General features: G+C 71.8%; 20 protein-coding genes. 19 read left to right on the top strand and 1 reads right to left on the bottom strand.

Annotated elements, in window-relative coordinates; translation table 11 throughout:
- The 16 genes from IEZ06_RS20675 to IEZ06_RS20600 all read left to right on the top strand — a co-directional run.
- Window positions 1-844, top strand: an 844-nt coding sequence (locus IEZ06_RS20675; protein ID WP_189238345.1) for an RNA-guided endonuclease InsQ/TnpB family protein, incomplete at its 5' end; no start/stop codon positions are given.
- A 121-nt stretch (window positions 845-965) separates the two neighbouring features.
- Complete coding sequence (locus IEZ06_RS20670; RefSeq protein WP_189238344.1) at window positions 966-2,837, top strand: hypothetical protein; 1,872 nt, start codon at window positions 966-968, stop codon at window positions 2,835-2,837.
- 12 nt (window positions 2,838-2,849) lie between these two features.
- The gene (locus IEZ06_RS20665) at window positions 2,850-3,230 is read left to right on the top strand and encodes a hypothetical protein (protein WP_068894828.1); all 381 of its coding nucleotides are present in this window, start codon (window positions 2,850-2,852) and stop codon (window positions 3,228-3,230) included.
- Between the two features lie 174 nt (window positions 3,231-3,404).
- The gene (gene glyA, locus IEZ06_RS20660; protein ID WP_189238343.1) at window positions 3,405-4,664 is read left to right on the top strand and encodes a serine hydroxymethyltransferase; all 1,260 of its coding nucleotides are present in this window, start codon (window positions 3,405-3,407) and stop codon (window positions 4,662-4,664) included.
- A 63-nt stretch (window positions 4,665-4,727) separates the two neighbouring features.
- Complete coding sequence (locus tag IEZ06_RS20655; protein WP_189238342.1) at window positions 4,728-6,266, top strand: glycosyltransferase family 4 protein; 1,539 nt, start codon at window positions 4,728-4,730, stop codon at window positions 6,264-6,266.
- A gap of 165 nt (window positions 6,267-6,431) precedes the next feature.
- Window positions 6,432-6,848, top strand: a complete 417-nt coding sequence (locus IEZ06_RS20650; protein ID WP_189238341.1) for a Cg1360 family ATP-synthase-associated protein — start codon at window positions 6,432-6,434, stop codon at window positions 6,846-6,848.
- Between the two features lie 78 nt (window positions 6,849-6,926).
- Window positions 6,927-7,142 (top strand): AtpZ/AtpI family protein, encoded by a 216-nt coding sequence (locus tag IEZ06_RS20645; protein ID WP_229798455.1) that lies wholly within the window; start codon window positions 6,927-6,929, stop codon window positions 7,140-7,142.
- A gap of 67 nt (window positions 7,143-7,209) precedes the next feature.
- Window positions 7,210-8,001, top strand: a complete 792-nt coding sequence (atpB, locus tag IEZ06_RS20640) for a F0F1 ATP synthase subunit A (protein WP_068894833.1) — start codon at window positions 7,210-7,212, stop codon at window positions 7,999-8,001.
- A 78-nt stretch (window positions 8,002-8,079) separates the two neighbouring features.
- Entirely contained in the window at window positions 8,080-8,316 is a 237-nt protein-coding gene (gene atpE, locus IEZ06_RS20635) for an ATP synthase F0 subunit C (protein WP_068894835.1), read from the top strand.
- Window positions 8,317-8,348: 32 nt separating this feature from the next.
- The gene (locus tag IEZ06_RS20630; protein ID WP_068894837.1) at window positions 8,349-8,894 is read left to right on the top strand and encodes a F0F1 ATP synthase subunit B; all 546 of its coding nucleotides are present in this window, start codon (window positions 8,349-8,351) and stop codon (window positions 8,892-8,894) included.
- Window positions 8,894-9,703, top strand: coding sequence for a F0F1 ATP synthase subunit delta (locus tag IEZ06_RS20625; RefSeq protein ID WP_189238339.1), 810 nt, complete (start codon window positions 8,894-8,896; stop codon window positions 9,701-9,703). Before IEZ06_RS20630 ends, IEZ06_RS20625 begins: the two co-directional genes overlap by 1 nt.
- Window positions 9,704-9,726: 23 nt before the next feature.
- The gene (gene atpA / locus IEZ06_RS20620) at window positions 9,727-11,373 is read left to right on the top strand and encodes a F0F1 ATP synthase subunit alpha (protein WP_189238338.1); all 1,647 of its coding nucleotides are present in this window, start codon (window positions 9,727-9,729) and stop codon (window positions 11,371-11,373) included.
- Window positions 11,374-11,376: 3 nt separating this feature from the next.
- On the top strand, window positions 11,377-12,276 hold the full coding sequence (locus IEZ06_RS20615; protein ID WP_189238337.1) for a F0F1 ATP synthase subunit gamma: 900 nt from the start codon (window positions 11,377-11,379) through the stop codon (window positions 12,274-12,276).
- Window position 12,277: 1 nt separating this feature from the next.
- Window positions 12,278-13,714 carry a F0F1 ATP synthase subunit beta gene (gene atpD / locus IEZ06_RS20610; RefSeq protein WP_189238336.1) on the top strand — a complete coding sequence of 479 codons (1,437 nt, stop codon included), beginning with the start codon at window positions 12,278-12,280 and terminating at the stop codon, window positions 13,712-13,714.
- Window positions 13,715-13,780: 66 nt separating this feature from the next.
- Entirely contained in the window at window positions 13,781-14,185 is a 405-nt protein-coding gene (locus IEZ06_RS20605) for a F0F1 ATP synthase subunit epsilon (RefSeq protein WP_189238335.1), read from the top strand.
- 16 nt (window positions 14,186-14,201) lie between these two features.
- A complete protein-coding gene (locus tag IEZ06_RS20600) occupies window positions 14,202-14,639 on the top strand; it encodes a DUF2550 domain-containing protein (protein ID WP_229798453.1) in 438 nt (145 codons plus the stop codon).
- A gap of 108 nt (window positions 14,640-14,747) precedes the next feature.
- Here IEZ06_RS20600 and IEZ06_RS20595 read toward each other — a convergent pair whose 3' ends face one another.
- The gene (locus tag IEZ06_RS20595) at window positions 14,748-15,338 is read right to left on the bottom strand and encodes a cob(I)yrinic acid a,c-diamide adenosyltransferase (protein ID WP_189238334.1); all 591 of its coding nucleotides are present in this window, start codon (window positions 15,336-15,338) and stop codon (window positions 14,748-14,750) included.
- A gap of 65 nt (window positions 15,339-15,403) precedes the next feature.
- Between IEZ06_RS20595 and IEZ06_RS20590 the strand changes: the two genes are divergently transcribed.
- From IEZ06_RS20590 to IEZ06_RS20580, 3 genes are all read left to right on the top strand, one after another.
- Entirely contained in the window at window positions 15,404-18,574 is a 3,171-nt protein-coding gene (locus IEZ06_RS20590) for a S41 family peptidase (protein WP_189238333.1), read from the top strand.
- A 120-nt stretch (window positions 18,575-18,694) separates the two neighbouring features.
- Entirely contained in the window at window positions 18,695-19,816 is a 1,122-nt protein-coding gene (locus IEZ06_RS20585) for an ABC transporter ATP-binding protein (RefSeq protein ID WP_189238332.1), read from the top strand.
- Window positions 19,817-19,870: 54 nt separating this feature from the next.
- The gene (locus IEZ06_RS20580) at window positions 19,871-20,668 is read left to right on the top strand and encodes an ABC transporter permease (protein WP_189238331.1); all 798 of its coding nucleotides are present in this window, start codon (window positions 19,871-19,873) and stop codon (window positions 20,666-20,668) included.
- The last annotated feature ends 11 nt before the right edge of the window (window positions 20,669-20,679 follow it).

The raw sequence follows: 20,679 nt of genomic DNA, 5'->3' as shown, positions 1-20,679 counted from the left end.
CACCTGGCCCAAGGACGGCGACGGCTGCCGGTGGGACTCCCAGCCGCAGCACCCGACCGCCGCGTTCGTGCGGTTGCAGGGCGTCGGGCACGTCCGGGTGCACCGGCACCGGTCCGTGAAGGGCCGGGTGAAGACGATCAGCGTGAAGCGGGAGGGCTCCCGCTGGTACGTGATCCTGTCGTGCGACGAGGTGCCCGCCCAGCCCCTGCCCGCCACCGGCGCCGCCGCCGGGATCGACCTGGGCGTGGCCTCCCTGGTGACCACCTCCGGCGGCGGGCACATCGGCAACCCGCGTCACCTGGCCGCCTCCGCCGACCGGCTGGCGGCGGCGCAGCGCGACCTGGCCCGCAAGCAGCGCGGCTCCACGCGGCGGCGCAAAGCGGTCGCCCGGGTCGCGGCGCTGCACGCCCAGGTGCGGCGCCAGCGCCTCGACCATGCCCACAAGATGGCGCTCACCCTGGTCCGGGACTACGACCTCATCGTGCACGAGGCGCTGAAGGTCGCGAACATGACCCGCAGCGCGTCCGGCACCGCAGAGCAACCCGGCCGCAACGTCGCGGCCGAGTCCGGGCTGAACCGTTCGATTCTCGACGCGGGTTGGGGGGTGTTCCTGACGGTCCTCGCGTACAAGGCTGAAAGCGCCGGTCGCGAGTTGATCGCGGTGAACCCCGCCGACACCTCCCGCACGTGCTCGCGCTGCGGGCACGTGGCGAAGGAGAACCGCCTCACCCAGGCCGCGTTCGCCTGCACGGCGTGCGGGCATGAAGCGCACGCCGACGTCAACGCGGCGATCAACATCCTCAGGGCAGGGCTTGCCCTTCGTGAGGCTGCGCAAGCGGCTTAGCGAGAAGCCGCTCCCTTCAGGGAGCGGAGGAGTCACGATTGATACCGGCTGATTATCACCGTGACGCGGGAGCGTCCTCCCGGTACCGTGAATTCGGCCGCCAACTCCCCGGGAGACGCCCATGGGCAAGTTCGACGGAATGGACCCCGCGCTGGTCCGTGACCTGCTCGCCGAGGTGAAGCGGGCCGCCGAGCAGATGCGGACGGTCGAGAGCCGGGTGACCCGCCTGATGAGCGGGGCCGGTCTGTCCTCGCAGTCCGCCCACCGCCCGGTCCAGGTCGCCGACGAGTGCGACACGATGGTCCGGGACGTCTCGGCCCGCGTCGCGCTGCTGGAGAAGAAGGTCAGGCAGGACGCGGACCCCACGCCAGGCCCGAAGGCCGCCGGACCGGAGTCCGGGACGCCCGAGGCGCGGACCCCGGCTCCGCAGCGGCCGGAGCAGGACGAGCCCAGGGCGGGGACGCCGAGGTCGGAGGAGCCGAAGACGGGCGGCACACCCGCTCCGGAGGCACCGGGGCCGGAGGAGCCGAAGACGGAGCAGCCGAAGACCGGGACACCGGCTCCGGAGGCGTCGAAGCAGGATCCGCCGAAGGCCGAGGCGCCCAGGACTGAGACGCCCAGGACGGAGACGGCGGCCCCGCAGACGCCCAGGGTCGAGGACCTGAAGCCCGCCGTGCCGGAGAGCGGGGGGAACCCCCGCTGGGACGGCTCGCAGACGGGTGACCAGCCGAGGGCGGAGACGCCGCGGGCGGAGGTCCCGGAGGCCGGCACCGGGCCCGAGGCCGATTCCAGGGGCGGGGGCGACTCCAAGGGGGAGAGCGGCTCCAAGGGCGACGACAGGTCGATCCGGATCGAGGATCCGCCCCGCGACGCGCCCCGGACGCAGCCGGACTCCACACCCGACCTCAAGCCCGAGGCCGACTCCAAGGGCGACGACAGGTCGCCGCGGGGCGGGGACTCCGCACCCGGCGCACCGGGCGCGGACGACGTCCGGGACGCGAAGCCGGACACCGGTTCGAAGGGGGACGAGCGGTCGCCCCGGGGCGACGGCGGCGGGCCCGAGATCCGCGTTCCGGACGGCGGCCCGGACTCCGGCGCAGGCGCGGGAGCGGACTCGGGCACAGGATCCGGCGCAGGCGACGTCCCGGACACGAGGCAGCAGGACCACCCCGACGACATCGACCAGAGCGGCGCGCTCAAGCCGCAGGTCGTCGAGGTGGACGGGGTGAAGGTGCTGCAGATCCCGCTCGACCCGCCCTCCGCCGAGCAGGTGGAGGCGCTGCTGGAGAAGATCGAGGACGTCGCGCCCATGGACATGCCGTCCGTCGAGGGCGTCTCGCAGTACGCCGACACGCGGCCCGGCCAGGTCGAGCCGCACGGGCCCCTCCCGTCCGCGAAGCCCGACGTCCCCCTGCTCGACACCGTCGGGCCCGCCGAGGACCAGACCGTCCAGCCGCCGGGCACGGGCGGGGAGACGGGTGACCGGTCGACGGGTGCGAAGGAGGCGCCGGACGGATCCGGCGCGCCCGGCGGTTCGGGAGGCTCGGGGACGTCCGGCGGTTCGGGCGGAGCGGGGGGTTCGGGCGGAGCGGGGGGTTCGGGCGGAGCGGGGGGTTCGGGCGGGACGGAAGACTCCGGGGCCCGGGAGAGGGCGGACGGTTCCGGTGGGACGGGAGGCGCCGGGACGCCCGGCGGTTCCTTCCCGGACCGGGACGCCGGTGGCGCGCCCCGGTGGACGACCGGCGACGTGGTCTCCGTCCGGGTCGACCTGCCCGATCTGGACGCGATCAGGACGCTCGCCGACAACGCGCGGGCGATCGAACCGCTGGAGATGCCCGGAGTGCAGGTCCCCGACGGCGAGACGTGGGGTGAAGGAGCCTGGGCGGCCACGGAGGTCGGGCCGGACGGCTCCCCGGGCGAGGCGGGTCCGCAGGACCCGCGCAGGCCCGTCCCGCCGCCCGGCGGCGGCTCGTCAGGCGGACAGTCGGTGTAAGGAGTCCTGGAAATGTACGCAGATCCGCCCGCCCCGCAGCCGCTCCAGCCGGGGGAGACCCCGCCGTCGGGGGGGACCTCCGGCGTGCCTGCGCCGGGCGCCGCCGCGGCCTGGGAGTTCAACCCCGACTACCAGCGCCTGATCGTGCTGTGGGGGCAGGTCGTGCCCCTGCTGGACACACTGGACGCCTCACTCGACAAGGCGTACCGGATGGGCCGGAGCCGCGACGTCTGGGACGCCCCCGTCGGGGAGCGCTACGTGAAGGACCTGACGGAGTGGAAGGCCCGCCTCGGCCAGTACCGCCAGGCGATCCTCACCTCGATCAGCGACCAGGCGGCCGACACGCCCCGCTGGATACCGGTCGACGCCGGCGCGCCGCACGCGTTCTCCTGACGGGCCGGCGCCGGACTCCGGGCAGGTCGAGGCCGGGAAGGACGCTTCACGGCGGGCTTCTCCGGGAAGGGGAAGCACGGTGACACGGTGACCGGGCGGCGGCGCGCAACGCCGCGGCCGGCACGGGGAAAGCCACCGGTCACCGGCGCCCGAGCCGCTGAACGGAGTGAGTCGATGAGCTCTGTGCCCTATTACGGCCCCGACTACGGTCTCCTGCTCCGACGAGATCCCGAGATGGCGGAGGTCCTCATCGGCGAGCTGGAGCGGCTGCGCGGCGGCCTCCAGCTGATCGCCAGCGAGAACCTCGCCTCACCCGCGGTCCTGGCCGCGCTCGGCTCCACCCTCACCAACAAGTACGCCGAGGGATACCCCGGGCGGCGCTACTACGGGGGGTGCGAGGTCGTCGACCGGGCCGAGGAGCTCGCGATCGACCGGGCCAGGCGGCTGTTCGGGGCCGACCACGTCAACGTGCAGCCGCACTCGGGCAGCTCGGCCAACCTCGCGGCGTACGCGGCGCTGCTCCAGCCGGGCGACGGCGTGCTGGCGATGGCGCTGCCGCACGGGGGGCACCTCACCCACGGATCGAAGGTCAACTTCTCCGGGCGGTGGTTCGACGTCACGGAGTACGGCGTGCGGCGCGACACCGAGCTGATCGACTACGACGAGGTCAGGGAACTGGCCCTGCGGCACCGGCCGAAGGTGATCATCTGCGGTGCCACGGCCTACCCCCGGAAGATCGACTTCGCGGCCTTCCGGGGGATCGCCGACGAGGCCGGCGCGTGGCTGCTCGCAGACGTGGCCCACACGGTCGGGCTGATGGCGGGAGGGGCGCTGCCGTCCGCGGTGCCGTACGCCGACGTGGTCACCTTCACCACGCACAAGGCGCTGCGCGGGCCGCGGGGCGGGGGGATCATGTGCACCGCCGAGCTGGCGGCGCGGATCGACCGGGCGGTGTTCCCGTTCACCCAGGGCGGCCCGCTCATGCACGCGGTGGCGGCCAAGGCGGTGGCCTTCGGCGAGGCGCTCCGGCCGGAGTTCGCCGACTACGCGCGGCGCGTCGTGGAGAACGCGCAGGTGCTGGCCGAGGGGCTGGCGGCGGAGGGCATGCGGCCGGTCTCCGGAGGCACGGACAGCCACCTGGCCCTGATCGACCTGCGGGGGTTCGCGGCCTCCGGCGCGGTGGCCGAGCAGCGGTGCGCCGACGCCGGCATCACGCTGAACCGGAACGCGATCCCCTACGACCCCGAGCCGCCCACCGTGACGTCCGGCATCAGGGTGGGGACCCCCTGCGTGACCACGCAGGGGATGGGGCCGGAGGAGATGAAGGAGGTGGCCTCGCTGGTGGCGGAGGCCGTCCGCAGCCCCGACTCCGCGGGGGAGGTCAGGGCACGCGTCCGCGAGCTGACGAGTGCACATCCGGCATATCCCAGCTAATTATGAGTTGCTCTGTGCCCTTTTCCGGTCACAAGCGGCCGGACGATCCGCGAAACTAGGTCCGTGCGCGAATATCTGTTGATGGCGTTGGTGGCGGCCGCGGTGACCTACCTCCTGGTCCCCGGAGTCCGGGTCTTCGCCATCCGCATCGGCGCGATGCCCGAGGTCCGCGACCGGGACGTGCACACCACCCCGACGCCGCGGCTCGGCGGTCTGGCCATGTACGGCGGGCTGGTGGCGGGCCTGCTGGTCGCCCGGAGCCTGCCGTACGCCGGAGGGCGGCTGGCGGACGCGGAGGTGGCCGACGGGAACGTGGTCCTGGCCCTGATCCTGGCGGGCGGCCTGATCACGCTGACGGGCTTCCTGGACGACTGGTGGGGCATGGACGCCTTCATCAAGCTGGCCGGGCAGATCGGGGCGGCCGGCGTGCTGGTCGCCTTCGGGGTCAGCCTGCCCTGGCTGCCGCTCCCCAGCGACATGGGCGGCGCCTACGTCCTCGGCTCGACGCTGGGACCGGTGATCACGATCATGATCGTGGTGGTCATGATCAACGCGGTGAACTTCGTCGACGGGCTGGACGGGCTGGCGGCCGGGATCGTCGGTATCGCCGCGATGGCGACGTGGACCTACTCCATCATCCTGTCCACCGACAACGGGGACACCACCATCAACGTCACCGCGGCGGTCGCCTCGGTGCTCATCGGGGTGTGCCTGGGCTTCCTGCCGCACAACTTCCACCCCGCGAAGATCTTCATGGGCGACACCGGGGCCATGCTGATCGGCCTGGTCCTCGCCTCCACCATGATCACAATCACGCCGCTGGACTCCAGCACCATCAACGACTTCCCGGTCGTGCTGCCGCTGCTGATCCCGATCGCGATCCTGGTGCTGCCGCTGCTCGACCTGATCATGGCGGTCGTCCGGCGCACCTCCAACGGGCTCTCGCCGTTCGCCCCCGACCGGGGCCACCTGCACCACCGGCTGCTGGATATCGGCCACTCGCACCGCAGCAGCGTCCTGATCATGTACGCCTGGACGGTCCTGTTCGCCTTCGCCGTCGTGGCGATGTCCGTCGTCGGCGTCCCGCTGCTGCTGTTCCTGCTCACCGTGCTGCTGGCCATCGGCGGGCTGGCGCTGGTGGCGCTGCCGCGCTGGCGCTCGCGCCGGAACGGGAGCGGCAGGGGGGCGCACGCCGCCGGGCGCCGCGCCCGCCCGGACGAGGGGCCCGCGGAGCAGGTCGCCAGGGCCGTCCCGGCACCGCCCGCCACGCAGGAGACCTGGACGCCCGCCGCGCCCGCGGCCTTCCCGCAGCCCCTGGCCGCTCCGGTCGCCCCCGAGGGGTTCCCGCAGTTCCCGGCCGCTCCGGCGGCCCCCGAGGTGTCCGCGCAGTCTCCGGCCGCTCCGGCGGCCGGTCCGGCGCCCTCCCCGCGCTCCCCGCGCTCCCCGCAGCCGCCGCGGTCCCCGCAGCCCCCGGCCGCCCCGACGGTCCCTCCGGCGGCCGAGCCGGGCGACGACACGGCGGTGCTCTCGATCGTCCCCGACCTTCCGGGGCCGTCGCGGTCCGCCACCCGGGGCCCGGCGGCGAGGTTTCCCAACCTCTGAGACGACCTGGCCGGAACCGGCTGGAAACCTCTAGATCGTTTACTTGAAACGGCAGGTAAAGGCGCTCTTCCAAGAGCTTGTGATAGCTTTCACTAGCAGGTGTTCGACAGTCCGAGCCTGCTAGGTAGCAATCGCTCGCTTGATAACAGCCACCTTGGAGTGCCGATGCAGGCCAACGACGTGCGCGTCCTGAAAGGGGCCGCGATACCCACCGCGGCCGTGGGCGCGGTGGTCATCGGCGCCGCCGCCCTGCTCGCCGGCGGCGCGGGGGCCCTGGGCGCCGCGATCGGCCTCGCGACCGTCGCGGTCTTCTTCACGGTCGGCCTGGTCGCCGTCTCCTACGCGAGCCGCGTCTCCCCGGCGGTGATGATGGTCGCCGCGGTCACCACCTACGCGGTGAAGGTCCTGGTCATCATGGCGCTGCTGAGGGCGTTCGAGGGCGCCACGGCGTTCGAGCCGACGGCCTTCGGCTGGTCGGCGATCGTCTGCACCGTCGTCTGGACCGCCGGGGAGATGCGCGGCTTCGTCAAGACGAAGATGCTCTACGTCGACCCCGGCTCGCCGGGTCCGCGGGCGGGGTGATCGCGATGAGGCGTATTATGGCCACGACCGGGTCCGATATGACTAGTCAACAGCCCGACTGCTATTGTCATGCCCGCGATGAGCGAACAAGAACGCAGGCCGGAGGACGACGGCCGCGACTTCGCCGACGCCGCCTGGTCAATCCCCAGCTACATCCTTTCCGGGATCATCCTGTACGGCGGCGGGGGCTGGTTGCTGAGCCGCTGGACCGGCGTGGCGGTGTTCACCCCGATCGGAGTGATCATCGGCGTCGTTCTCGCGATCTACCTGGTCTACCGGAAGTACGGTCGCTGACCTCACGCGGCGGTCGCCTCGCGGAGGAAACAGTCTTGATCCATTACCACGTTGAAGGGAACGCCGCGTGAAGGCGCTGACGGTCCTCGCCGCCCCCGAGGAGTTCCAGGCTCCGGGCCCCGAGCTGTTCAACATCCCGCCGATCATCTCCGGCGTGACCTGGCTCACCAAGCCGGTCCTGCTCGCGCTGCTGAGCTCGCTCGTGGTCGTGGTCTTCTGCTGGTCGGCGTTCTCCAAGCCGAAGCTGGTGCCCCGGGGCATCCAGAACGTCGCCGAGTACGGTTACATGTTCGTCCGCGACCAGGTCGCCCGCCCCTTCCTGGGCAAGGACACCGACCGCTGGATGGGCCTGCTGCTCAGCATCTTCTTCCTGGTCTGGGTCTGGAACCTGATGGGCGTCGTCCCCTTCCTGCAGTTCCCGGTGGCCTCGCACATCGCCTTCCCGATCGTGCTCGCGGGCACGATCTACCTGCTCAAGATCTACCTGGGCATGAAGCACCAGGGGCCGATCGGCTACTTCAAGAACATGATGTTCCCGCCGGGCCTGCCCAAGGCGGTCTACATCCTGATGGCGCCGCTGGAGCTGCTCTCCAACCTGGTCGTGGCCCCCTTCACGCACGCGGTGCGACTGTTCGCCAACATGTTCGCCGGCCACCTCATCCTCGCCTTCTTCAGCGCGGTCGGCTTCTGGTTCCTCTTCGAGCAGCTCAGCCCGCTCGGTGCGCCGGTCGGCGTCGTCAGCGTCGTCATGACGATCGCGATGACCGGGCTGGAGCTGTTCATCCAGTTCCTGCAGGCCTTCCTGTTCGCGATGCTCGCGGCGATGTACATCGGCGGCTCCCTGCACGCCGAGCACTGAGAAACGCACAAAGACCTTTCCCCCCTGAGTCCAGACCGGTGAGATCCCGTCCACCGGCCGTCCCGAAAAGGAAATGACATGAGCGCCCAGTTCCTCGCTGAGGTCACCGGCAACATCGGCTCGATCGGCTACGGCCTGGCCACTCTCGGCCCCGGCATCGGCGTCGGCCTCATCTTCGGCAACGGTCTGCAGGCCATCGCCCGCCAGCCCGAGGCCTACGGCCTGATCCGCCAGAACATGCTCCTCGGCTTCGTTCTCGTCGAGGCGCTCGCCCTGATCGGCCTGGTCGCGCCGTTCATCTACCCGACCTCCTGATCGCAGACACACCCTGACGGAAGGCTGCATCGATGACAATCGCAGCTAATCTCCTGGCGGCGGAGGAGACCAGCCCTCTCCTTCCGCACATGTACGAGCTGGTCGTCGGCGGCTTCGCGTTCCTCTTCGTCGTCCTCGTCGTCGGTAAGATCCTCACCCCGCGCATCCAGCAGACGCTGAACGAGCGGACCGAGGCGATCGAGGGCGGGATCCAGAAGGCCCAGGACGCCCAGGCCGAGGCCCAGGCGCTGCTCGCGCAGTACAAGGAGCAGCTCGCCGAGGCGCGGCACGAGGCGTCCCGCCTGCGCGAGGAGGCTCGCGAGCAGGGCGCGCAGATCAAGGCCGAGCTCCGCGAGGAGGCGCAGGCCGAGGCCCGCCGCCTCATCGAGGCCGCGCACGTCCAGATCGAGGCCGACCGCCAGCAGGCGTTCGCCCAGCTCCGCGCCGAGCTCGGTCGCCTGTCGATCGACCTCGCGGGCCGCATCGTCGGTGAGTCCCTCGAGGACGAGGCGCGCCAGCGCCGCACCGTCGACCGGTTCCTGGAGGAGCTCGAGTCGAGCAACGCGGCGGTCCGCTGATGAGAGGGCTGAGCAGGGCCTCGCTCGCCGAGGTCGAGGAGCACTTCAACGCGGTGGCGGGAAGCGCGGACCTCGGCACGCTGGCCGATGAGCTCTTCGCGATCGCCGACCTGTTCGACCGCGAGCACGGGCTCCGCCGGACCATGTCCGACGCCGCCCGCCCGGCGGCGCAGAAGGCCCAGACCCTCCGGATCCTTCTGGAGGGCAAGGTCGGCGCCGCCGCGCTGGAGACGGCCGTCGGGGCGGTCTCCGCCCGGTGGGCGCGCGCCGGCGACCTGGCCGACGCGCTGGAGCGGCTCGGCGTCATCGCCGCTGCGGCCGAGGCCGAGGCGCAGGGCAGGCTCGACGAGGTCGAGGACGAGCTGTTCCGGTTCGGGCGCATCATCGCCTCGAACCTCGCGCTGCACCGGGCGCTGGCCGATCCGGCCGCGCCCGCGCAGGGCAAGCGGGAACTGCTCGGCTCACTCCTCGGCGGCAAGGCCACCCCCACCACCATCCGCCTGGTCACCCAACTCGCGGTGCATCCGCGAGGACGTAGCCTGGATGGTGGACTGGAGGACGTCGGTCATCTGGTCGCCGCACAGCGGCAGCGTCTCGTCGCGGTGGTGCACAGCGCCGTCGCGCTCTCCGAAGAGCAGAAGCGGCGTCTGGCCACCTGGCTGCGCGCCTCCTACGGCCGCGACGTTCACCTGAACGTCGAGGTGGATCCGCGAGTGCTCGGTGGGTTCTCCGTTCGCATCGGGGACGACCTCATCGACACCACCATCGCGGGACGAATCGAAGAAGTCCGCCGCCGGTTGGCCGGCTAGGCGAATAGGGAGACAGAAGAGAGATGGCGGAGCTTACGATCCGGCCGGATGAGATCCGGGACGCGCTTGAGCGCTTCGTCCAGGCGTACGAGCCGGAAGGCGCCGCGCGCGAGGAGATCGGGACCGTCGTCGACTGCGGCGACGGCATCGCCCATGTCTCCGGCCTTCCCTCGGCGATGGCGAACGAGCTGCTCGAGTTCGAGGACGGCACGCGTGGTCTGGCACTGAACCTGGACACCCGGGAGATCGGTGCCGTTATCCTGGGCGACTTCAGCAAGATCGAGGAGGGCCAGTCGGTCCGCAGGACGGGCGAGGTCCTGTCCGTGCCGGTCGGCAACGCCTTCCTCGGCCGTGTGGTCGACCCGCTGGGCAACCCCCTGGACGGCAAGGGCCCCATCGAGTCCGAGGCGCTGCGCGCCCTCGAACTCCAGGCACCCTCGGTGGTCCAGCGCCAGCCGGTGAAGGAGCCGCTGGCCACCGGCATCAAGGCGATCGACGCCATGACCGCCATCGGCCGGGGCCAGCGCCAGCTGATCATCGGCGACCGCGGCACCGGCAAGACCGCCATCGCCGTGGACACCATCCTCAACCAGCGGGAGAACTGGCTCTCCGGCGACCCGGCCAAGCAGGTCCTCTGCGTCTACGTCGCGGTCGGCCAGAAGGGCTCGACGATCGCCCAGGTCAAGGGCCGCCTCGAGGAGGCGGGCGCGATGGAGTACACCACCATCGTCGCCTCCCCGGCGTCCGACCCGGCCGGTTTCAAGTACCTGGCGCCCTACACCGGCTCGGCCATCGGCCAGCACTGGATGTACCAGGGCAAGCACGTCCTCATCGTCTTCGACGACCTGACCAAGCAGGCCGACGCCTACCGCGCGGTCTCCCTGCTGCTGCGCCGCCCGCCGGGCCGTGAGGCCTACCCCGGCGACGTCTTCTACCTGCACTCCCGTCTGCTGGAGCGCTGCGCCAAGCTCTCCAACGACATGGGCGCGGGCTCGATGACCGGTCTGCCGATCATCGAGACGAAGGGCAACGACGTCTCGGCGTTCATCCCGACCAACGTCATCTCCATCACCGACGGCCAGGTCTTCCTGGAGACCGACCTGTTCAACGCGGGTGTGCGGCCGGCCATCAACGTCGGTGTCTCCGTCTCCCGGGTCGGCGGCTCGGCGCAGACCAAGGCGATGCGGAAGGTCGCCGGCACGCTGCGCCTGTCCCTGTCCCAGTACCGCGACCTGGAGGCATTCGCCTCCTTCGCCTCCGACCTGGACGCGGCCTCCAAGGCTCAGCTGGAGCGCGGCCAGCGCCTGGTCGAGCTGCTCAAGCAGCCGCAGTACAGCCCGTTCTCGCTGGAGCGGGAGGTCGTGTCGATCTGGGCCGGCACCACCGGCGAGCTCGACGAGGTCCCGGTCGAGGACATCCGCCGCTTCGAGACGGAGTTCCTGGACTACCTGGGCCGCGACCACAAGGGCGTCTTCGACGCCATCCGCGAGACCAAGGAACTGTCGGACGACACGGTCACGGCCCTGAAGGACGCGATCACCCAGTTCAAGAAGGGCTTCGAGACCTCGGCGGGCGAGTTGCTGGTCAACGACGAGCCGGTCGCGGCGCTCGGCGCCGACCGGGTCGGCCAGGAGAAGATCATCAAGCACGTCAGTGACGAGAAGAAGTAGCCGATGGGTGCCCAGCTAAGACTGCTGCGGCGGCGGATCAAGTCGGTAAAGTCCACCGCCAAGATCACGCGCGCCCAGGAGCTCATCGCCTCGTCGCGCATCGTGAAGGCGCAGCAGCGGATGCAGGCGGCCGTGCCGTACGAGCGCGAGATCACGCGCGCCGTCACGGGCGTCGTCAGCAACACCACCAGCGTCGACCACCCGCTCACCACGGCGAAGGAGCAGCCCCGCCGGGCCGCAGTGCTCATCGTCACCAGTGACCGCGGGTTCTGCGGCGGCTTCAACGCGAACATCCTGCGTGAGGCCGAGGCCCTCGGCGGCCTGCTGCGGAGCAGGGGCGTCGAGCCCGTGCCCTACGTGGTGGGGCGCAAGGGCATCACCTGGCACAGCTTCCGCGGCCGGGCGATGGGCGGCCAGTGGGGCGGGTTCTCCGACAGCCCCTCCTACGGCAACGCCAAGGAGATCGCGGGTGCGCTCATCGCGGCGTTCTCGGACGAGAACGGGATCGACGAGATCCACGTCGTCTCGACCGAGTTCGTCTCCATGCTGACGCAGGAGGTGGCGGTGAAGCGGATCCTGCCGCTCGAGGTCGTGGAGACCACCGAGAAGCCGGAGACGCCGCTGCCGTACTTCGAGTTCGAGCCCACCGCGGCCGACGTACTCGACTCGTTGCTGCCGCGGTACGTGGAGTCGCGCATCTTCAGCACGCTGCTCCAGTCCGCCGCCTCGGAGCACGCCGCGCGCCGCCGGGCCATGAAGTCGGCGACCGACAACGCCAACGAGCTCATCCGCGTGTTCACCATGCAGATGAACCAGGCTCGTCAGGCCGAGATCACCCAGGAAATCAGCGAGATCGTCGGTGGCGCCAACGCGCTGGCTGACGCCGCAGCGGGGAAAGAGTGAAATGACTGCAGAGACTGTGGAGAACGTCGCGACCGGTGTGGGCCGCGTCGCCCGAGTCACCGGTCCCGTCGTCGACGTGGAGTTCCCCGTCGAGGCGATGCCCGACATCTACAACGCCCTGAACGTCGACGTCACCGTCGGCGGCGAGACCAAGACCCTGACCATGGAGGTCGCCCAGCACCTGGGTGACAACCTGGTCCGGGCCGTCTCGATGCAGCCCACCGACGGCCTGGTCCGCGGTGCGGCGGTCTCCGACTCCGGCGCGCCGATCTCGGTGCCGGTCGGCGACGTCGTCAAGGGTCACGTGTGGAACGCGCTCGGCGAGTCCCTGGACGTGCCGACCGCCTCCCTGAAGGTCACCGAGAAGTGGGGCATCCACCGCCCCTCCCCGGCCTTCGACACCCTCGAGTCGCGCACCGAGATGCTGCCCACCGGCATCAAGGTCATCGACCTGCTCACGCCGTACGTCAAGGGCGGCAAGATCGGTCTGTTCGGCGGCGCGGGCGTCGGCAAGACCGTGCTGATCCAGGAGATGATCCGTCGCGTCGCGCTGAAGTTCTCCGGAACCTCGTGCTTCGCGGGCGTCGGCGAGCGCACCCGTGAGGGCAACGACCTCTGGCTGGAGATGGAGGAGGCGGGCGTCCTCAAGGACACCGCCCTCGTCTTCGGCCAGATGGACGAGCCGCCGGGCACGCGTCTGCGCGTCGCGCTCTCCGCCCTCACCATGGCGGAGTACTTCCGGGACGTGCAGAAGCAGGACGTTCTGCTGTTCATCGACAACATCTTCCGGTTCACCCAGGCCGGCTCCGAGGTGTCCACCCTGCTCGGCCGCATGCCGTCCGCAGTGGGCTACCAGCCGACCCTGGCCGACGAGATGGGCGTGCTCCAGGAGCGCATCACCTCGACCCGCGGCCACTCGATCACCTCGATGCAGGCGATCTACGTCCCCGCGGACGACATCACCGACCCGGCCCCGCACAACGCGTTCGCGCACCTCGACGCGCAGACCGTGCTCTCGCGGCCGATCTCGGAGAAGGGCATCTACCCCGCGGTGGACCCGCTCGACTCCAGCTCCCGGATCCTCGACCCGCAGATCATCGGCGAGGAGCACTACCGGGTGGCCCAGGAGACCAAGCGGATCCTGCAGAAGTACAAGGAGCTGCAGGACATCATCGCGATCCTCGGCATCGACGAGCTCTCCGAGGAGGACCGGGTCACGGTCAACCGGGCCCGCCGCATCGAGCGCTTCCTCTCCCACCCGATGTACGCCGCCGAGGCGTTCACCGGCCAGCCGGGTGAGTTCGTGCCGCTGGACGAGACCATCGCGTCCTTCAAGGGGCTGTGCGCCGGCGAGTACGACCACCTGCCCGAGCAGGCGTTCTTCATGGTCGGTGGCATCGAGCAGGCCATCGCCAAGGCCAAGGAACTCGCCCGCTAGTCGCCTTAGGCGTCGGTACGGCCCTGCGCCGTACCGGCGCCTGGTTCGAAAGGAACTGAGGAGAAAGTGGCGAAGCTGCGAGTAGGGGTCGTCTCACCGGAGCGGGAGATCTGGTCCGGCGAGGCCGACATGGTGATCGCCAAGACCGTCGACGGCGAGATCGGCATCATGCCCAGGCACACGCCGGTGCTCGGCGTCCTCGTCGAGGGCGGCGTGCTGAAGGTGAAGCGCGGCGGTGGCGAGCCCGACCTCGTCGCCGCGGTCCACGGAGGGTTCCTCTCGGTGGCGGACGACGAGGTCTCGGTCCTGGCCGAGGTGGCCGAGCTCGGTTCCGAGGTCGACGTCGCCAGGGCCAAGAACGCCCTGGACCGCGCCCAGGCCTCGGTCGAGGCCGACATGGAGGCGGCGGACGCCGCCGCGCTGAAGCGAGCCCGGGCCCGGTTGCGCGCGGCAGGCGAGGAAGTCGGATAAGTTCTGCTTCTGAGCGGTGCTGGTTCTGGGGGCGGCGGACATGATGGCGCGTGACGTACTCATCGTGGCGGCGCTGATCGTCGCCCTCCTGCTCGTCCGGGTCCTGATCCTGGTCCGCTCCCGGGGCTCGGTGCTGTGCTGCCTGCGCCCGATGCCGGGGGAGCGGGGCTGGCGGGTGGGAGTCGCCCGCTACGCGGAAGGCCGCCTCAAGTGGATTCCGCTCATAGGTCTGCTGCCGAGGCCGCGCCACGTGATCGTGAGGCGCGGCCTCGTGGTTTCCGGACGCCGGAAGGTCGGCTCCGGTGAGTTCTTCGGGTTCCTGGAGGGTGTGACGGCCCTGGAGTGCCGGAGCGGCGCGTTCAGCTTCGAGCTGGCCATGGGCTACCGGGCGCTGACCGGGTTCGTCGCCTGGCTGGAGTCCGCTCCGCCCGGCGCCCACCTCGACGTCGTCTGACGCACGCCGGCCTGACCGGTCCCGGCGCCCGCCCCGACCCCGCCCCTGGCCGCTCCCGCCGGTACGGCCCGGCGCGCGCCTCGGCGCCGCCCGGCCCGCACCGGAAGGTCAGCGGGTGCCGCCGGGCTTCCAGAGGATCTCGTCGCCGCCCGCCGCGATGCGGCAGAGGATGAACATCAGGTCGCTGAGCCGGTTGAGGTACGTCGCGGTGAGCGGGTTGACGTCCTCGTGGGCCTCCAGGGCCGACCAGACGGTGCGCTCGGCCCGCCGGACGACGGTCCGGGCGACGTGCAGCTGGGCGACGGCGGGTGTGCCGCCGGGGAGGATGAAGCTGCGCAGCGGCTTGAGGCGCTCGTTGAACTCGTCGCAGCGGGCCTCCAGCCACTCGACGTAGGACGCCTCGACGCGCAGCGGGGGGAACTCGGGGTCCTCCGTGACCGGGGTGCACAGGTCGGCGCCGACGTCGAACAGCTCGTTCTGGATCCGGGCGAGGACCGCGGCGACGTCGTCGTCGAGCGCTCCGTACGACAGGGCCACGCCCAGCGCCGCGTTGGCCTCCTCCACGTCCGCGTAGGCGGCCAGGCGGGGATCGGTCTTGCGGGTGCGGCTCATGTCGCCGAGCGCGGTGGTGCCGTCGTCTCCGGTACGGGTGTAGATCTTGGACAGCACCACGGGATTGTCTCTGTCGGCTCGCGTCATGGACGCCAGCGTATCGGGCAGAAAAACCCCATGTTCTGTTGCATAGCGGACAATATGATTTAGCGATGTCTTCTGGTTCTTACCTGCGATTTCCCCATCTGTCCGGCGAGCTGCTGACGTTCGTCGCCGACGACGACGTCTGGGCGGCCCCCGCGGACGGCGGCCGGGCGTGGCGCCTCTCCTCCGACCGGGCCCCGGCAGGACATCCCCGCCTCTCGCCCGACGCCACGAAGGTCGCCTGGACGAGCGTCCGCGACGGGGATCCGGAGGTGTTCCTGGCCGACCTGGAGACCGGCTCCGCCGAGCGGCTGACCTACTGGGGCGACGTCCGGACCCGCACCCGCGGCTGGACCCCGGACGGCAGGGTCCTGGTGATCAGCTCGACCGGCCAGCCGTTCGCCTCGCAGACCTGGGCCTACACGCTGGACGGAGGGCGGGCCGAGCGACTGCCGTACGGCCCGGTCACCGACCTGGCGATCAGCGGAGACCCCGGCGGCGCGGGCGCCGGGAGCACCGGAGACACGGTGGCGCTGCTCACCGCGGCGCTGGCCCGCGACCCGGGGACCTGGAAGCGCTACCGCGGCGGTACGGCGGGCCGCCTGTGGATCCGGCGCGGGGACGGCGACTTCACCCGGCTGCTCGCCGACGTGGACGGCCACTTCGCGAACCCGATGCTCGTCGGCGGGCGCCTGGTCTTCCTCTCCGACCACGAGGGCGTCGGGAACCTCTACTCGGTGGCGGCGGACGGCACCGGCCTGCGCCGGCACACCGACCACGACGTCTTCTACGCCCGGCACGCCACCACCGACGGGACCCGGATCGTCTACCAGAACGCCGGGGACCTCTACGTCCTGGACGGCCTGGACGCCGAGACCCGCAGGCTCGACGTCCGGCTCGCCTCCCCGGCCCGGGGACGACAGCCGCGGACGCTGAACGCCCGGCGGCTGCAGGACCTGGCCGTGGACGCGACCGGGCGGGCCAGCGCGGTGGAGATCCGGGGCACGGTGCACTGGGTGACCCACCGGGACGGCCCGGCCCGGCAGCTCAGCTCCTCGCTCGCGGCGGGCAGGCCCCGGATCCTGGGCACCGGCCAGGTGGTCTGGGTCTTCGACGACGGCGGGACGCAGGGCCTGGAGATCGGCCCGGCCGGTGGCGGGGAGAGCCGCAGGATCGCCGCGGGCAAGCTGGGCGAGGTCGGCGACCTGGCCGTCGCGCCCGACGGCCGCACGATCGCGGCGGCGGCCAGGGACGGCCGGCTGCTCCTGGTCGACGTGGCCTCCGGAGAGGTCGTCGAGCTGGCCCGGGCCAACGGGGAGATCGACGGCATGGCCTGGTCGCCGGACTCGGCCTGGCTCGCCTGGTCGCACCCGGAGGCCACGCCGCTGCGCCGGATCCGGCTGGCCCGGGTGGTGGACCGGGCCGTGCACGACGTGACCGACGGCCGCTTCGTGGACGTCTCGCCCGCCTTCACCGGCGACCACCTGGCGTTCCTGTCGCGCCGGGGGTTCGACCCGGTCTACGACGCGCACTCCTTCGACATGTCCTTCCCGTACGGTTACCGCCCCTACCTGGTGCCGCTGGCGGCCTCCACCCCGTCGCCGTTCGCGCCCAGCGTGGACGGGCGGCCGACGGCCGAGCCGGAGGACGACGACAAGAAGGAGGAGGCCGCCGTCACCGTGGACGTGGAGGGGATCGCCGCCCGGGTGGTCCAGGTGCCGGTGCCCGAGGGGCGCTACTCGGCGCTGCGCGCGGTCAAGGGCGGATTCGTCTGGCTGCGCGAGCCGCTGGCCGGGGAGCTCGGCGAGGACCGGGGGGACCTCGACGGCGAACCCCCCAGGCCCGCGCTGGACCGCTACGACCTGGCCAAGCGCACGTGCGAGGAGATCGTCGACAAGCTCGACTGGTACCGGGTGAGCGGCGACGGCACCCGCCTCGTCGTCTCCGACAAGGGCACGCTCACGGTCCGCCCGGTCGACGGCAAGGGCGACGAGGCGACCGTGGACCTGTCGCGGATCCGGGTCACCGTCGACCCGGTGGCCTACCGCCGGCACGCCTACGCCCAGCTGGGCCGCCGGATGCGGGCGGACTTCTGGGTGGAGGACATGGCGGACGTCGACTGGGAGGGCGTGCTGGAGGAGTACCGGCCGCTGGTGGACCGGGTCTCCACCGACGACGACTTCGCCGACCTGCTCTGGGAGGTGGTCGGGGAGCTCGGCAGCTCGCACGCGTACGTCATGCCCGCGCCCTGGGGGGCTGCGGCCGCCGGGCCGGTCGGCCTGCTCGGTGCGGACCTGTCCAGGAACGCCGAGGGCCGCTGGCAGGTGGACCGGGTGCTGCCCGGCGAGTCGTCGGACGTGCACGCCCGCTCCCCGCTGGCCGCGCCGGGCGTGGGGGTGCAGCCGGGGGAGACGCTGCTGGCGGTCGACGGCCGCCCGGTGCCGCCGGAGGGGCCGGACCGGCTCCTGGTGGGCGCCGCGGACAAGCCGGTCGAGCTGACGCTGGGCGGCGGCCGGCGGGTGGCGGTCACCCCGCTCCTCGACGACCGGCGGCTGCGCTACCAGGACTGGGTGGCGGGCCGGCGGGCGCACGTGCGCGAGCTGGGCGGCGGGCGGCTGGGCTACCTGCACATCCCGGACATGGTCGCCGAGGGCTGGGCGCAGTTCCACCGCGACCTGCGCCGGGAGATGGCCTTCGAGGGGCTCGTGGTGGACGTGCGGGGCAACCGCGGCGGCCACACCTCCGAGCTGGTCATCGAGAAGCTGCTGCGCCGGGTGATCGGCTGGGACATGCCCCGGGGCCTGGCACCGATCACCTACCCCGAGGAGGCCCCGCGCGGGCCGCTCGTCGCGGTCACCGACCACAACGCCGGATCCGACGGGGACATCGTCACCGCGGCCTTCAAGATCCACAAGCTCGGCCCGGTGGTCGGCACCCGGACCTGGGGCGGCGTCATCGGCATCGAGGACGACCACCGCCTGGTCGACGGGACCTCCGTCACCGTGCCCCGGTACTCGTTCTGGTTCGAAGGGCTCGGCTGGGGCGTGGAGAACCACGGCGTGGACCCGGACGTCGAGGTGGACATCACCCCGGACGACTGGGCGGCCGGGCGGGACCCGCAGCTCGAGGAGGCCGTACGGCTGGCGCTGGCCGCCCTGGCCGAGCGCCCCGCGGCGACCCCGCCCGACGTCGCGGCCCGTCCCTCGCGGCGCCGCCCCGCCCTGCCGCCCCGGCCGTAGGGTCCGGCCCCGCCCGCCGCCGGACATGACATCTGTCATGCGGATCATCCGTGAGATCCATACTCCTCCGGTGATATCGGCGACTGCACGGGAATCCGCCGGTGGAAGAGGATTTTCCGCATGAGGACACCACAGCTTGCGGACACGGCCGGAGCCGCCCCCCACGGCCTCGACGACGTGATCGAGGTCGGCGGCCTGCGGCAGAAGTACGGCGACTTCGAGGCCGTGCGCGGGATCTCCTTCACCGTCCCCCGGGGGGAGGTCTTCGCCCTGCTCGGCACCAACGGCGCCGGGAAGACCACCACGATGGAGGTCCTGGAGGGCTTCAGGCCGGCCACCGACGGCACTGTGCGGGTCCTCGGCCTCGACCCGGTGCGGCAGCAGCGCGAGCTCCGGCCCCGGGTGGGCATCATGCTGCAGGAGGGCGGGTTCCTCGGCGACCTCACCGTCGCCGAGACGGTGGGCCTGTGGAAGGGGCTGAGCGAGGACGCCGGCCGCCCGGTCACCCTGTCCGGCGGCGCCGAGCTGCCCGGCCGCCTCACCCTCATGGGCCGGGTGCGCGGGGTGGACCGGGCGACCATGGGCGCGCTGGAGCTGGTGGGGCTGGAGAGCAAGGCGCGGGTCAAGGTCAAGCAGCTCTCCGGCGGGCAGAAGCGCCGGCTGGACCTCGCGCTCGCGGTGCTCTCGGCGCCCGAGGTGCTCTTCCTGGACGAGCCGACCACCGGGATGGACCCCGAGGCGCGCCGGACCACGTGGAAGGTGATCCAGGACCTGCGGGACGCGGGCACCTCCGTGCTGCTGACCACGCACTACCTGGAGGAGGCCGAGCGCCTCGCCACCCGGCTCGCGATCATGCACGAGGGCCGGATCCACACCCACGGCACGGTCGAGGAGGTGGTGGCCACCTCCGGCGACCGCATCGCCTTCCGGCTCCCCGGCACCGCCTGGACCTTCGGCGACCTGCCGGTGCTGGACGGCGTCACCCCGGTGCTCACCTACGCCGGCGGCGGCGACGGAACGGCCGCCCGGCCCGTCACCGCACCCTCCGCCGCACCCTCCACCGGGCCCTTCACCGAGGTCGTCTACACCCTGACCGGCGCCGACACCGAGACCCGCGCGCACGCCGCGCTCCGCCCGCTGATGGCCTGGGCCGACGGCCGGGGCGCGGCCCTGGAGCGGCTGGCCGTGCGCCGGGGGACCCTGGAGGACGTCTTCATGCGGGTGGTCGGGGAGCAGCGGTGAGCGCAACGGGCGAGGGACGAGTGGTTCACGTGACGACGAGGAGTGGTGAGTGAGATGAAGACCGACGTTCTGCACGCCGTACGGCTGGCGAGGCTCGACCTGACCCTGGTGGCCAGGAACACCACCGTCCTGTTCAACGTGCTGCTGCTCCCGCTCCTGATGGCCTGGATGTTCACCGGGGCGCAGGGCGGCGCGGAGGTCGCCGGGGTGCCGGGCGGGGCCTTCGTCCTGACCGGGGTGCCCGGCCTGATGCTGGGCTTCGCGGTCTTCATCAACCTGGTGAACTCCTTCACCGCCCGCCGGGAGGAGCTGGTGCTCAAGCGGCTGCGCGGGGGCCAGCCGTCCGCCCTGGCGGTCATGGCGGGCAGCGGGCTCGGGGCGCTGGCGCTCCTCCTCGGCCAGATGGTGCTGCTGGGGATCTGGCTGCACCGGACCGAGGGGGTCCTGCCGGCCAACGTGCCGCTGATCCTGTTCGCCGCGGTCCTGGGCGTCACCGTGTTCGGCCTGCTCGCCGCGGCCTTCTCCGGCCTGACGCCGAACGCCGAGATGGCCCAGATCACCGTGCTGCCGGTGCTGATGGTCATGCTGCTGGGCGCGCCGATCGCCTTCCCGCTCGACGTGCTGCCCGGCCCGCTGGGCACGGTGTCCGGCCTGCTCCCGGTGACCCCGGTCGTGGAGATGATGCGCACCGGCTTCCTGGGCGCGGACCACTTCTCCAGCGGCGGCGAGGCGCTGACCATGGCCGGGCAGTGGGTGGCCGCGCTGCCCTCGATCGGGATCATGGTCGTCTGGATCGGGGTGACCGGGCTGCTGGCCAGGTGGCTGTTCCGGTGGGAACCCCGGCACGGCTAGCCTTGGTCGCC

Source organism: Planomonospora antibiotica (assembly GCF_014647955.1).
Classification (GTDB): domain Bacteria; phylum Actinomycetota; class Actinomycetes; order Streptosporangiales; family Streptosporangiaceae; genus Planomonospora; species Planomonospora parontospora.
The sequence above is the reverse complement of the archived record's forward strand: the minus strand, read 5'-3'. Positions and strand labels throughout refer to the sequence as shown.

Bases quoted from the DNA above. Each gene is read 5' to 3' on its own strand.
- atpA (WP_189238338.1), top strand. From the start codon at position 9,727: ATGGCGGAGCTTACGATCCGGCCGGATGAGATCCGGGACGCGCTTGAG.
- IEZ06_RS20625 (WP_189238339.1), top strand. From the start codon at position 8,894: ATGAGAGGGCTGAGCAGGGCCTCGCTCGCCGAGGTCGAGGAGCACTTC.
- IEZ06_RS20630 (WP_068894837.1), top strand. From the start codon at position 8,349: ATGACAATCGCAGCTAATCTCCTGGCGGCGGAGGAGACCAGCCCTCTC.
- IEZ06_RS20645 (WP_229798455.1), top strand. From the start codon at position 6,927: ATGAGCGAACAAGAACGCAGGCCGGAGGACGACGGCCGCGACTTCGCC.
- IEZ06_RS20595 (WP_189238334.1), bottom strand. From the start codon at position 15,338: ATGACGCGAGCCGACAGAGACAATCCCGTGGTGCTGTCCAAGATCTAC.
- IEZ06_RS20585 (WP_189238332.1), top strand. From the start codon at position 18,695: ATGAGGACACCACAGCTTGCGGACACGGCCGGAGCCGCCCCCCACGGC.
- IEZ06_RS20615 (WP_189238337.1), top strand. From the start codon at position 11,377: ATGGGTGCCCAGCTAAGACTGCTGCGGCGGCGGATCAAGTCGGTAAAG.
- IEZ06_RS20665 (WP_068894828.1), top strand. From the start codon at position 2,850: ATGTACGCAGATCCGCCCGCCCCGCAGCCGCTCCAGCCGGGGGAGACC.
- glyA (WP_189238343.1), top strand. From the start codon at position 3,405: ATGAGCTCTGTGCCCTATTACGGCCCCGACTACGGTCTCCTGCTCCGA.
- atpD (WP_189238336.1), top strand. From the start codon at position 12,278: ATGACTGCAGAGACTGTGGAGAACGTCGCGACCGGTGTGGGCCGCGTC.
- IEZ06_RS20590 (WP_189238333.1), top strand. From the start codon at position 15,404: ATGTCTTCTGGTTCTTACCTGCGATTTCCCCATCTGTCCGGCGAGCTG.
- IEZ06_RS20650 (WP_189238341.1), top strand. From the start codon at position 6,432: ATGCAGGCCAACGACGTGCGCGTCCTGAAAGGGGCCGCGATACCCACC.
- atpE (WP_068894835.1), top strand. From the start codon at position 8,080: ATGAGCGCCCAGTTCCTCGCTGAGGTCACCGGCAACATCGGCTCGATC.
- IEZ06_RS20580 (WP_189238331.1), top strand. From the start codon at position 19,871: ATGAAGACCGACGTTCTGCACGCCGTACGGCTGGCGAGGCTCGACCTG.
- IEZ06_RS20670 (WP_189238344.1), top strand. From the start codon at position 966: ATGGGCAAGTTCGACGGAATGGACCCCGCGCTGGTCCGTGACCTGCTC.